Here is a 12,210-nt window from a genome sequence, read left to right on the forward strand (position 1 = left end):
TATTTGCTATGCTTTTTGATTTAAATAAAGCGCTTGAAAATACTCCATGTAATCCTTCTCAAGCGCAAGCCCTTCTCTTAAGTAACCCTCAAAAGACCCAAAATGTTTGTTCATAATTTCTCTCGCATGAAGCAAGTAATTCTTATCCACAGTAAGTGCAATCTGTAAGCCCTCAATTTGATCTTCAGTGAGCGTTGCTTTCACTGCATTAATGATTTCTTGATTGACCTCTTTGCGAGCACTGTTTGTTTTGAGATAATCTTTCATTATTTCCTCATCAGAAGCTCCTGATAATCTTAAAAGCAAGGCGGCAGCAAATCCTGTTCTATCTTTTCCAGCAAAACAATGAAAATAAACAGCTTGTTTTTGGTCTAAAAGATCAAGTAAAAAGGTGCGATAACCTTCTAAGGCAGACTCGCTGATGACAATACTTTCATAAGTTTTCATCATCGCTTCACGAATATCTGTGGCATTAATAATCATGTCCTGCAAGGAGCCGCTATTTCCTGAAGTCGCAGAAGCTAGAATATCTATATTTTCATAATTCACACCATCGAGGGAGACATCTGGTTGAGTAGTGACTTCTTCTTGCCCCCTAAAATCATAAATCTTCCCAATTTGAAACTTATCAGTAAGAATTTTTTTATCCTCAGCTGTTAAATCAGTCAACTGGCCTCCTCTAAAAAATAGATTCTTTTTTAGTCGAGATTCTTTTGAACTTTGTGCCTGAATATCTCTAAAATTTACTAACATATCTCCCCTTCTATCCACCATCAGTTCCCTTTATTATATCATTTTTAAAAGCGTTAATTTTTTATTCATCATGCTAAATTTTAAACATCAGTGCACAAAAGAAGCTCAAATCTAAGATTTGAGCTTCTTTGACTTTAGAATTACAAACTAAAGTGAGGGAAATTTTACAAAAAATTTGTAAACATTAGTTAATTAAAATCACTTGGTAGCTAACTTATTAGAAGAAACGCCAATTTTTGACCAAGTATTCATTGCACCGTAGTCCAGTGTCATCCCAACCACACGTTTATTGACTGGCGTGTAATTGATAGCATAAGCCGTTGGAATAACATAAGCTTTTTTATTCATATCTTCTTGATATTTAACAAAAGCTGCTTTACGGTAAGCGGGATCTTTCGCTTTGGTAGAATCAATATCATTTAAATCTTTTGTGATTTCAGGGTCATTAAAGTGACCAAAGTTGTAAGGTGCTGCTGCTGAGAACAAATCTTGTTGCGAAGGTTCTGATGAAAGCGACCAAGCACCATCAGTAATATCCCAGTCATTTGCTCCTGGAGGAGTGGTCATATGATCCACCCAAGAATTAAATTCCATCAATTTACCATTGTAAAGACTAACTTTCACACCAATTTTCTTCCATTGTTGGATGTAGTTTTGGGCAATAGTTTCAGAATTCGCATCTCCTACGCGAGCCGCATAAACAAGCGATAATTCTTTGCCGTCTTTTTCACGGTATCCAGTAGATTTATTCAATTTCCAACCGTCTTCATCCAAGAGCTTATTCGCTTTATCCAGGTCTTGTTTTTCATATCCTTTAACTGATGAACTCGTAAATTGCTTGAAGATGGGTGGAATCAATCCATTTGCTGCAGTGGCTAGTCCATTTGAGAATTTATCTTCTACTTGCGCGACATTCCGAGCATATCCAATAGCCTCACGAACTTTTTGATCTTGCAAAGGTGTTTTACGGTCTTGGACATTAATTGAATTTTTAGTGTCATAATGTCCAAGATTATAGTACATCAGTGAAATATAGAGTTCTTGCTGACCCAAAATTTTGTAACCCTTGACAGCTTTGGCTTGTTTATACTGACTTTCACGCATATCATTGATAAAATCATACTTATGCGCAGAAAGGGCTGCAACTGATTTTGCTGTTGACACAATTTCATAAGTAATCGAATTTAGTTTTGGTTTTTCACCCCAATAGTATGGATTTGGGACATACTTAATAGATTCACCAGCAACAACATTTTCAGGTTTGAAAGGTCCTGTAACTAAAGGTTTTGTGGTTGTTTTGGGACTAGAAGCCAAGTCTTTAGGGGCAACATCTTTCAAATATTGATAAGGCGCTACCGTTTCAAGGAAGTAACCATTTCCTGATTGAGTCATCCCCGGTTTCATTTCTTTAAATTGAACCTTGATGACTTTTCCGTTTTCACCATCTGGAAAAGTAATGCCTGAGATTGTTTTAGCTTTACCCGCATGATAATCACTTAAGCCAACAATATTCGCCAGAGAATCCGTCCAACGGTCAGAACCATAAGCAGGATTAGCAATCGTTTCATAAGTAAATTCATAATCTTTAGCCGTTACTTCTGAACCATCCGACCATTTCAAATCTTTACGAAGCGTAATCGTTGCTGTTTTAGCTTTTTGGTCAAGACTGACATTAGCAGGTCCCCCATTGATAAATTTAAAGGAACTGTTAGTAAAGAAGAGCGCATCTTGACCACCTGCAGGTCCAGACATTGTACCAAAGGTGGCATCATCAGAAAGTCCTGCCAACCATTCAGCTTTCATCGGTGAATCACTCTGATAAGCGATTTTCAAATTCCCACCTTTGATTGCTTTGTCTGGATTTTGATATGCAACATCGAAATCCCCTGCTTTTAATTTTTTCGTACTTGTACTCGAGCTTTGATTAGAGCCACAAGCGCTTAGGAGTGCAGCTGCTAAAACTACACTACTTGCCAATAAAGTTACTTTTAGTTTTTTCATCTTAGTTTCTCCAATAATTTCTTTTATTTCTAATATAATATTTAAATCATCATATCCATTTTCAATAGATGAACATCCTTTATCACTTTTGAATGATGTTTATCTTAACGATTGTCTTTGGTCAGCTACTCGTCTTAGCGCATTCCCGATAAAGATAATGGCAAGCACCACAGTTAGGATAACCACTGTTGCCGGAACCCAAGTCCAAGGCTTATCAGTCATTGTCTCTGGATTAGTCGCTTCATTAATCATTGTCCCCAAAGAAGGTGTTCCCGCTGGAAGGCCAAAACCTAAGAAAGAAAGTCCTGTTTCTAAACCAATATTCCCAGCAAAAACAAGCGTTGCTTCAGCAATGACTAAGGTTGATAAATTGGGCCATATTTCCCGAAACATAATTTTAAAATCAGAGGTTCCCGAAGTTTTTGATGCTCGAACATAATCTCGGTTGACTTCCGTCATTGTCCTTGCCCGAATCAAACGCGTTGTCCCTATCCAACTAAAGATACTGATAATTCCAATCAAAGACCAAGAATTAAAACGCGGGATAATGGTCACAAAAACAATAATAATCATCAATGATGGTAAAATCATGACAAAATCAGTGAAACGCATGAAGATTAAATCAAATCTTCCCCCAAAGTATCCCGTTATCACACCTAAGATATTTCCCACAACTAAAGTGATAAGCGTAACCGCAAAAGCGATATTGAAAGAATTTCGCGCAGAAATCATCAGCATCATGATAATATCTCGCCCACCATTATCAGTCCCCAGTAAATGTCCATTTGTCAGTGGTGCAAGATACTGATCCATAATATTAACATCAACATAAGTTGCTTTTTTTAAAAACATCGAGTAAATATAAACGATTAGAAAGACAGCAACTAGGAAAAGTGTTGAAATCATTGCTAATTTGTCATTCTTTAGTTCTTCTTTGATTGAGTAAACTAATGATAAAGAATTTTTGTGTTTTTTTTCTGTCATTTTCACTCCTTATTGAATCCGAATTCGTGGGTCAACCATTGCCATGATAATATCCGACAGGAGGGCTCCAAGAAGTCCCAAAAAACCATTTAATAAAATCAAAGCCGTAATCATTGAATAATCTCGCCCAGTGATTGAAGTAATAAAAAGTTGTCCTAAGCCAGGATAGCCAAAAATTGTTTCAGCAAAGATTGCTCCTCCCAAGAGTCCAGTAATCACAAATCCAAAATTAGAAGCAATTGGTAATGAGGCATTTCTCAAAATATGACGTCTAAAAATCACGCTTTCCTTGACCCCTTTGGCTCGAGCCGTTCGTACATAATCTTGTGTTTGTTCATCTAAAATTCCTGAGCGGAAGTAAGTAAAGATTCCTACCGTTCCAAATACCGCCAAGCTAAAAGCTGGAAGAATCATATGATAAATCTTACTAAAGAAAACAGGAATTGCTCCCATTGCATTTGGACTCACCGTCCCGCCTGTCGGAAACCAATTAAGACTATAACCAAAGATAAAGATAATCAACAGGTAGAATACGTAAGGTGGAATACCAAAAGTAATTGAATTATAGGTCAACCACAATTGGTCTTGCCATTTTCCTTCATTTCGAGCTGCAACTATTGACATCGGAATAGCAATTAAGTAAGTTAAAATAACTGACAAAAGTGACATCCAAAAAGTATTAACCGCTCTTTGTCCAATGACAGTCGTCACAGGCTCGTGCAGATTATAGGACATTCCTAAATTTCCATGAATGGCATGCCCTAACCACCTGAGATACTGCTCCCACCAAGGGTCATATAAACCTGCTGCCCGTCTTAATGCCTCAACTTCATGTGGGTCAGTATGAGGACCAATCAAACCTGAAAATGGATCACCAGGCATCAATTTAGCAAAGAAGAAAACAAGGATACTCAAGATAAATAATTGAGGAATCATCAATAAAACACGTCTAATAATTACTTTCCACATTTTCCCCTCCTTTTGGCAAAGCGGCCCAATGACTTTCACTTAATTTTTGTAAGGGCAAAGCGTGTCCGTCTTTGTCGTAAAAATTTGCTTTTTTATCTTCAAAGTCTTGTTCAACTTTTAGACGGTTTTCCCGATTTTCCGCTCTTCTTGTCACATCAATCGAAGGAATGGCAGATAAGAGTCGTTTAGTATAAATGTGCTGTGGCTCATCAAAAATATCTCTTCGTCTTCCTTTTTCGACAATTCGACCGTTGTGCATGACCGCAATATTATCCGTCATATGGCGGACAACCCCTAAATCATGAGAAATAAAGAGAAAAGCAATTCCTAAGTCTTTTTGAATGAGCTTCATGAAATTCAAAACTTGAGCTTGAACAGATAAGTCTAATGCTGAAACTGGTTCATCTGCCACAATTAACTTAGGATTAGTAGCAACTGCCCGTGCGATTCCAATTCTTTGTTGTTGTCCTCCAGAAAATTGGAAAGGATACTGTTCTAAAGCTTGTTTAGGTAGTCCAACAATATCCAATAATTCATGAATCCGTTTATTTTCTGTATTAGCATCTAATTTTTCAAAATTTCGAATAGGCTCCGCAATGATATCGTAAATTGTTTTCCGTGGATTCAAACTCGAAAATGCATCTTGAAAAATCATTTGAACATCTTTATTGTATTTGAGCTGGTTTCTTATCTTTTTCTTGCTGACATCTTGTCCTTTGTAAATCAATTGTCCTGATGTCATTTGTTCTAAACCAACAATTGTTTTGCCAATCGTTGATTTTCCAGAGCCAGATTCACCAACTAAACCGACAGTTTCTCCTTCATGAATCGTTAAATCTACTCCGTCAACAGCTAAAACATTATCTGTCACTCGATTAAAGAAACCAGATCGAATAGGATAATAAACTTTTAAGTCCTTTAAATTAAGAATTTCGCTCACTTTTCACCCCCTTTCAATTTTTGATCTGGAAATTCAAATTTTTTCCAAGCCTGACCTCGAACAAAATGATTTGGAGAAATTTCAGTCATTTTTTCCGAAATTACTTTTTGAGCTTCTTCTTTCATCCAAGGCACTCGAGCGAGAAATAAATCTTTGTCATACTCAATTTCTGACAGAGAAGGCACAGACCCTGGAATCACATATAAATCATCCGAAACTGTTTCGGCAGATGGATTTGAACGCAAAAGTGACCGGGTGTATGGATGTTTGGGATTTTGAAAAAGCTCTTCAACAGAAGCTTTTTCGACGAGTTGTCCGGCATACATCACCGCCACTGTATCAGCAACTTCAGCAACAACCCCTAAATCATGAGTAATTAGAATAACCCCAGCATTCTTCTTCTTCTGTACTTCTAAAATCAAGTCTAAAATCTGAGCTTGAATGGTAACGTCTAAGGCAGTCGTTGGCTCATCAGCAATAATCAAATCTGGGTCATTGGCAATGGCTATTGCAATCATTACTCTTTGTCTCATCCCGCCTGAAAGTTGGTGGGGGAATTGATTAACGACTCGTTTGGGATTTGGAATTCCTACTTGTTCTAAAAGTTGAAAGCTTCTACTTTCATACTGACTTTCTGGATAGACATCATGTACGGCCAACATTTCCTTGATTTGCTGCCCAATTTTCATCAATGGATTAAGCGCAGTGAGTGGATTTTGAAAAATCATTCCAACTTTACTTCCTCGAATACTTGCCATGGAAACACCCGTTTTACCGATCACTTCTTCCCCATCCAATAAAATAGAGCCAGTGATTTGAGTTTGCTTGGAATTATGCAACCCCATGACAGCAGTTGCGAATGTTGATTTGCCAGAACCCGATTCCCCAACAATAGCTAAAACTTCATTTCTTCTCACTTCCAGATTGATGTGATGAACTGCAGTTTGCAAGACACCATCAATTCTAAATGCAACACTTACTTGCTTTGCTTCTAAAATATTACTACCCATTATCTCACCAACTTTACTTTTATAATATTAATCAAACAAAAACTTCTACAACGTAACTAAAGTTACTTTTATTTCAAGGTATTTTGAATTATACACCTTTTTCTAAATTGTTGCAACAATTTAGAAAGCAAAATAACATATAAAAAAACCTCTGCCTAAACAGAGGTAAAAAAAAATCTATCAAAGGATAGATTTTAATGTAATTATTTAGCCAAAGCTTTCTTAGCTTCTTCTGCAAGTGAAGTGAATGCAGCTGCATCAGCAACAGCCAAGTCAGCAAGCATTTTACGGTTCACTTCGATTTCAGCTAATTTCAAACCGTGCATCATTTTGCTGTATGAAAGTCCATTCATACGTGCAGCTGCATTGATACGTGCAATCCACAATTTACGGAAGTCGCGTTTCTTTTGACGACGGTCGCGGAAAGCGTAGTAGTATGAGTTCATGACTTGCTCTTTAGCAGTCTTGAAGAGTTTATGTTTAGCTCCGTAGTAACCTTTTGCAAGTTTCAATACGCGTTTGCGACGTTTACGTGTAGCAACACTATTTTTAACACGTGCCATGTGTGTTCTCCTTTAATTCTTAGTAGATTTCAATTTTGTCTTCAAAGACAAATTTATTTTTAATTTTAATTGAAGCAAGAAAATTTAAAGTTCAACTGTCTAGATGAATTTCTAAAATCAGTTGAGTTATTTCATAGTCCCTTTAGTCGCTACGCTCCTGCAGGGCTTGCTCCTACCGTAACAGTCTCCCAGACTGTTACTTGAAATAATTCCTTTGGAAATTATTTCATAGTCGCAACCATGCGACGGATACGTTTGAAGTCACCTTTAGAAACCATAGAAGCTTTACGAAGTTGACGACGTTGTTTCACAGTTTTACCGTGGAAACGGTGAGAAGTGTAAGCGCGGAAGCGTTTAAGACCGCCTGAACCAGTACGTTTGAAACGTTTAGCAGATGCGCGGTGAGTTTTTTGTTTTGGCATTATAATTCTCCTTAATTTATATCAATACATGAAAGCTCACTTCCATGTCCTTTCTATCAAGACCTAGCAAGAAAGAAAGGGCGAAGGGCGATTTTCCCTTCTTGATGGCTCCAATGGCAAAGCTTCCTATTTTTTGATAGGAGCAAGTTGCAAGAACATTTGGCGTCCATCCATTTTGGCTCTTTGTTCAACAACAGCAACATCTTTTGTTGCTTGCGCGAACTTGTCCATCACTTGACGACCCACATCTTGGTGAGTAATCATCCGACCTTTGAATCGGATTGAAACCTTAACTTTGTCCCCTTTTTCAAGGAACTTGATAGCTTGACGAAGTTTTGTGTCAAAGTCATTTTGGTCAATCACTGGTGATAAACGTACTTCTTTGACAGAAACAACAGCTTGTTTCTTCTTCGCTTCTTTTTGCTTTTTCTTTTGCTCAAACATGAATTTTGTATAATCCATGATTTTTGCAACAGGTGGTTCTTGATTTGAAATCAAAACCAAATCCATGTTAAGATTTTCAGCTTGCATCAGCGCCTCAGACGTTGGTGTGACACCTAATTGTTCACCCTCAGCGCCGATGAGACGAACCTCACGAGCACGGATTGCACCGTTCATCATAGGTTTTCTATTGTCTTGTTTAGCTATATTCGTTCTCCTTCTAAATATGATATTTAAGAAAAACAAAAGCGGAACGACAATCTCGCCCCGCTCATGAAAACATTCGTTTTTGAATAATTCCATTCGTTTGCCCAGGGCTATAACCACTAAGGCGAGAAGCGGGTGCTTCTGCTTTTCAACTCTATTATTCTATCAGTTATTTTAAATCTTGTCAAGCTTTTTTTCTTGATTTCCTTGTTTTTTCTGTAAGCCTTCATTCTCTGATTGGAGCACTTGCTCTATTGGTAGGGCATCTTTGTTATATTTTGTGTGGCGCAAATCAAGTTCCATCATATAAATCGCTTCTTCCAAAAAGCCAGCGTGTCTTTTGTTAAGATAAGCGATAATTTGCCGCACCATTTCTGGTGTAAGATACTGCTGGGGCAGGCGAGGATTGGCGAGAGGTTCGCTCGTGGTTAAACGTTGCGAAAACTGATCAATTTTTGAGCGCTCGGTGCGAAACATTATCTCTTTGTGTAATGCGAGTCTTTTTTTACCTCTGTATTTCCACCATAAGAGGTCCAGCAGATAAAGCAAAGCACCGCCACTTAAAATCAAAAATTGTGTCTTCCCAAAGCTTGACTTTAGTAAGCTCAAGCTAAGCAATAAAAGTGTAAAAAGAGGAACGAAGCACACACTTCCCCAAGCAAAAAGTCGGCTTTTAACTTGCATTTGCTTTTGAAATTTTTCTTTCAATTTTGCCCGCGTGTTTTTATTTTGCTCAAGTTGTTCCAAAGCCGAGAGTAATTGGTGACAATAGGCTAAGTCATCATACTTGGTATCTTCAACTTGAATCATATGCTCCTCCTTTACTCCTTTATTTTTTCAAATGAGTGGATCTTTATCGCGGACAAGTTCCGCTAAGGTATTGATCATTCCTTCAGGATTTTTATAACCGTGTTTAAAATAAAAATCACTAAACTCCAGGTCTTCGGTTCGCAGGTCATTTTGGATAGCTAAAGAGAATAAATCAGCATAACTTGCAATCCCCACTGTGGTTCCTTCAACCTGAGCACCAAGAATTTTATGGCTACCTTTTTCATAAGTTAACCAGATATTCGTATAACTTTTTCCTGTAAGAGAGGCGTTTTTATAATGCACTTGGTCACAGTCAAAGCCTGCTTCTTGAGCTTTTTTCCGTGTAAGACCTGTCGCACATACGGTGTGTTCCTCAAGGTTCATACTATAAGTTCCTTGTGTTGGACGGATTTTTTGTCGTGGTGCTACCAAGTTAAGTGCAGCGATTTGGCCTTGCCGGATTGCTTCACTCGCATGGGGGAGATATTTATTCTCCTTCAGATGGGCCACTTTTGAAGTGGCACAATCACCAATTGCAAAAACATCTGGCTGACTACTGCGCATGTACTCATCTACTTCAATAGCCCCCATATCTCCAAGAATAACCTGATTAGCTAGCAGAAAAGAATTGGGACGAAAGCCCACTGAATAAATAATCGCGTCTGCTTCAATTTTATCATATTGATCTGTATAAAGATGAAGTTGACCATTCTCCTGCCGAATATCAATCGGAAAAGTAGAAAGGTGAAGTTGAACGCCTTCGCGTTGCAAGTTATCTTCAATGCAGCGTGCTGCTGGTTCATCTAAGTAACGATCCAGAAGATAATGATGGGCTTGGATGAGCGCCACTCCTATCTGACGTGCTGCAAAAATTCGGGCAATTTCAACGCCGATAAACCCGCCACCAACAACAATCACTTTTTTGGCGGTCTCAAATAAAGCTTTCACACGCTGGGCATCTTCCATATTTTTGATGACAATCACACGCTCTTGATTCTCTGCGCTAAACATTGGTAACAAGGGATAAGAACCTGTTGCCAGCACTAATTTATCATAGGAGATAGCCTCAATATTTTGACTGTTTTCCTTTGTGATAAAAAGTTGTTTTTGCTTCGTGTCAATCGTCCGTACTGTGGTTTCGGTAAAAGTCGTAATCCCTTGGGCTTGAAGTTCTTCGACAGTGGTATAGGTGGCATGCTCAAGTAAATCTTCTCTTCCCATCAAATACCAAGGAATACTCTGAGCAATAAATCCTAACTGCTTTTGTTTTTCATAAAGGACAATTTCTGCATCGGGATAGTTCTTACGGGCGCGGCGTGCACAGGCAATACCGGCATGAGATCCCCCAACGATGACTACTTTCATGCGTTTCTCCTTATCATTCGTTTTATTAATAAACCGGACTTGACTTAACTTTATTTTACACTAAGTCCACTGGCTTTTCTATAAATGTTGTCTTCTTTTTATAACCGTTTGGATCACTCCAACCGTAAATCATGGAACATATCGTTTCTTTAAATGATAAAAAAATGATAAAATTATTATAAATCACTAAAAAGGAGAGACTTATGAACAACAATAGCTACGTAACGGTCATCACGATAAAGCATCAGCATCCGAATTCGGATAAAATCGAACGCCCCTATCAAGTGATGGACGATCTCACCCTGCAGCCTCTCCCTACTCCCACGTCCTATTGAGGAAAGCGCAGAAAAATGATTAATTTTAAATACTTAAAAAACTTGATTGAAAGGAGATTATACATGACCCGGATTGACTTAAGCCACCTCTCAGAAGAAATCAAAAAAACGCAAAACTGGTCCAATCATCGAAAACAAATGTTTGGTATGGGTTTGATGAATGAACTCTATATTACTGACGGATCGGTCAGTAAAACTTCGCCAGTAATTATTCCTGCCAGTGACCGAGCAATGACCACTCAACTTGTCAGCGACGTCTTAGATGACTTGATTGCTTATGATGAGATTGATCCTATGGTCTACCCTTTAGAAGGTGAACCTGTCAGTGGTACGGAATTAGACTTTCCGCATCTCTTAATTTTAAACAACGAACCTGGCATTCAGTACATTCTTAATACTCACCTTTGGTTAAAGGTCATGGATGACCCAGAACGCACCCTCGCTCTTGTTGTAACGGGCAATCTTAGCGGCGCCTTTACTTTTTATATTGAGCAGGTATCTGGTCAATTTGAAAAGATGGTGGTTAATTTTGATAAGAATGGTATTTATCTGCTGACCAAGCTGTCAGTAGATGTCCTTCATCTTACGGATCAGCCCCTAACACTTCACTAAAAAATTTTTATAAGGGTCCTTAGGCCCCTTTTTTATTTGAGGAAAGCTTTAAAAAATTGTGCCAATGTCCTATATTCAAAGTCTGCTCCTGTGCCTTTTTTTGGACCAAGATAAGCTGTTTTTAAACCTAAAGATTGAGCAGGTAAGATATCATGTTCTACTAAATCACCAACCATTAAAGTTTCGGATGCCTCAAAGCTTTCTTTTTCAAGAAGGTGTGTAAAAGCACGGGGGTCAGGTTTCAAAAAACCCGTCTCTCCCGAAATATAAGTAGGAAAAAGTCCATCAAAACCTGCGCGTCGTAATTTTTCTCGTTGTTCCACATGTCCACCATTACTTAATAGCGCAATATTATAGTTTTTTGAGAGCTGTTGCATTGTCTCAAGTAATACTGGATCAGGACAAATCTCATCAAATAAAGTTAAGAGGAACTTCGCAAAGAAGCCTTTCACTTCTGATTCATCGATGGGTTTTCCAAAGTATTTTAAAGTCAGGCGCAAGCGCTCTTCGCGTAACTCAGCAATAGTCAGTTGATGCGCATGAACTTTCGGCCAAAGTTGCTCATCAAATTCATGATATTTTACCATGAACTGATCTAGCGCTTCTTCTTCCAAATCATAGGCCGCTTTAAAGAGTTTGCGGTGAGCACTCTCCCAATACTTTTCTTTGAAGGGAAAAAGGGTATTATCCCAATCGAAGATGATGTTTTTTATGTCCGTCATACCTTAGCAACTCCTTATTTAAGCTCATTTTAACAACTTTCTCATCAATGCACAAGAAAAAAGCGTTACTGACAGC

13 protein-coding genes and 1 other annotated feature are annotated in these 12,210 nt (G+C 38.2%); of the genes, 1 reads left to right on the plus strand and 12 read right to left on the minus strand.

Annotated elements, in window-relative coordinates; translation table 11 throughout:
- Positions 1–6: 6 nt before the first annotated feature.
- The 11 genes from JW886_RS08630 to JW886_RS08680 form a co-directional block, all read right to left on the minus strand.
- On the minus strand, positions 7–774 hold the full coding sequence (locus JW886_RS08630; RefSeq protein ID WP_338092708.1) for a tyrosine-protein phosphatase: 768 nt from the start codon (positions 772–774) through the stop codon (positions 7–9).
- A 177-nt stretch (positions 775–951) separates the two neighbouring features.
- Entirely contained in the window at positions 952–2,754 is a 1,803-nt protein-coding gene (locus JW886_RS08635) for an oligopeptide ABC transporter substrate-binding protein (RefSeq protein WP_205871873.1), read from the minus strand.
- A gap of 99 nt (positions 2,755–2,853) precedes the next feature.
- Entirely contained in the window at positions 2,854–3,738 is an 885-nt protein-coding gene (gene oppC, locus JW886_RS08640; RefSeq protein ID WP_205871874.1) for a murein tripeptide/oligopeptide ABC transporter permease OppC, read from the minus strand.
- 9 nt (positions 3,739–3,747) lie between these two features.
- Positions 3,748–4,707: a murein tripeptide/oligopeptide ABC transporter permease OppB gene (oppB, locus tag JW886_RS08645; protein ID WP_205871875.1), complete on the minus strand. Its 960-nt coding sequence runs from the start codon at positions 4,705–4,707 to the stop codon at positions 3,748–3,750.
- Positions 4,688–5,647: a murein tripeptide/oligopeptide ABC transporter ATP-binding protein OppF gene (oppF, locus tag JW886_RS08650; RefSeq protein WP_205871876.1), complete on the minus strand. Its 960-nt coding sequence runs from the start codon at positions 5,645–5,647 to the stop codon at positions 4,688–4,690. The genes oppB and oppF overlap by 20 nt, the downstream gene beginning before the upstream one ends.
- Entirely contained in the window at positions 5,644–6,660 is a 1,017-nt protein-coding gene (locus tag JW886_RS08655; protein WP_205872509.1) for an ABC transporter ATP-binding protein, read from the minus strand. Before JW886_RS08655 ends, oppF begins: the two co-directional genes overlap by 4 nt.
- A 200-nt stretch (positions 6,661–6,860) precedes the next feature.
- Complete coding sequence (gene rplT / locus JW886_RS08660) at positions 6,861–7,220, minus strand: 50S ribosomal protein L20 (RefSeq protein ID WP_075525289.1); 360 nt, start codon at positions 7,218–7,220, stop codon at positions 6,861–6,863.
- Positions 7,221–7,441: 221 nt separating this feature from the next.
- Positions 7,442–7,642 (minus strand): 50S ribosomal protein L35, encoded by a 201-nt coding sequence (gene rpmI, locus JW886_RS08665; protein ID WP_075525290.1) that lies wholly within the window; start codon positions 7,640–7,642, stop codon positions 7,442–7,444.
- 126 nt (positions 7,643–7,768) lie between these two features.
- The gene (gene infC / locus JW886_RS08670) at positions 7,769–8,263 is read right to left on the minus strand and encodes a translation initiation factor IF-3 (RefSeq protein ID WP_075525291.1); all 495 of its coding nucleotides are present in this window, start codon (positions 8,261–8,263) and stop codon (positions 7,769–7,771) included.
- Positions 8,264–8,317: 54 nt separating this feature from the next.
- Positions 8,318–8,443 (minus strand) — a sequence feature (ribosomal protein L20 leader region).
- A gap of 21 nt (positions 8,444–8,464) precedes the next feature.
- Positions 8,465–9,100 (minus strand): hypothetical protein, encoded by a 636-nt coding sequence (locus JW886_RS08675; RefSeq protein WP_205871877.1) that lies wholly within the window; start codon positions 9,098–9,100, stop codon positions 8,465–8,467.
- 27 nt (positions 9,101–9,127) lie between these two features.
- Positions 9,128–10,465, minus strand: a complete 1,338-nt coding sequence (locus JW886_RS08680; RefSeq protein ID WP_205871878.1) for an FAD-dependent oxidoreductase — start codon at positions 10,463–10,465, stop codon at positions 9,128–9,130.
- A 398-nt stretch (positions 10,466–10,863) separates the two neighbouring features.
- On the opposite strand from JW886_RS08680, the gene JW886_RS08685 reads away from it, so the two are divergent.
- Entirely contained in the window at positions 10,864–11,412 is a 549-nt protein-coding gene (locus JW886_RS08685; RefSeq protein WP_205871879.1) for a hypothetical protein, read from the plus strand.
- Positions 11,413–11,444: 32 nt separating this feature from the next.
- On the opposite strand, the gene JW886_RS08690 is transcribed toward JW886_RS08685, so the two are convergent.
- Positions 11,445–12,134, minus strand: coding sequence for an HAD family hydrolase (locus JW886_RS08690; protein WP_205871880.1), 690 nt, complete (start codon positions 12,132–12,134; stop codon positions 11,445–11,447).
- Positions 12,135–12,210 lie beyond the last annotated feature (76 nt).

The organism is Lactococcus taiwanensis, from assembly GCF_017068355.1.
GTDB lineage: Bacteria > Bacillota > Bacilli > Lactobacillales > Streptococcaceae > Lactococcus > Lactococcus taiwanensis.

Bases quoted from the DNA above. Each gene is read 5' to 3' on its own strand.
- JW886_RS08630 (WP_338092708.1), bottom strand. From the start codon at position 774: ATGGTGGATAGAAGGGGAGATATGTTAGTAAATTTTAGAGATATTCAG.
- rpmI (WP_075525290.1), bottom strand. From the start codon at position 7,642: ATGCCAAAACAAAAAACTCACCGCGCATCTGCTAAACGTTTCAAACGT.
- JW886_RS08690 (WP_205871880.1), bottom strand. From the start codon at position 12,134: ATGACGGACATAAAAAACATCATCTTCGATTGGGATAATACCCTTTTT.
- oppC (WP_205871874.1), bottom strand. From the start codon at position 3,738: ATGACAGAAAAAAAACACAAAAATTCTTTATCATTAGTTTACTCAATC.
- JW886_RS08680 (WP_205871878.1), bottom strand. From the start codon at position 10,465: ATGAAAGTAGTCATCGTTGGGGGATCTCATGCCGGTATTGCCTGTGCA.
- JW886_RS08675 (WP_205871877.1), bottom strand. From the start codon at position 9,100: ATGATTCAAGTTGAAGATACCAAGTATGATGACTTAGCCTATTGTCAC.
- rplT (WP_075525289.1), bottom strand. From the start codon at position 7,220: ATGGCACGTGTTAAAAATAGTGTTGCTACACGTAAACGTCGCAAACGC.
- oppB (WP_205871875.1), bottom strand. From the start codon at position 4,707: ATGTGGAAAGTAATTATTAGACGTGTTTTATTGATGATTCCTCAATTA.
- infC (WP_075525291.1), bottom strand. From the start codon at position 8,263: ATGATGAACGGTGCAATCCGTGCTCGTGAGGTTCGTCTCATCGGCGCT.
- JW886_RS08685 (WP_205871879.1), top strand. From the start codon at position 10,864: ATGACCCGGATTGACTTAAGCCACCTCTCAGAAGAAATCAAAAAAACG.
- JW886_RS08635 (WP_205871873.1), bottom strand. From the start codon at position 2,754: ATGAAAAAACTAAAAGTAACTTTATTGGCAAGTAGTGTAGTTTTAGCA.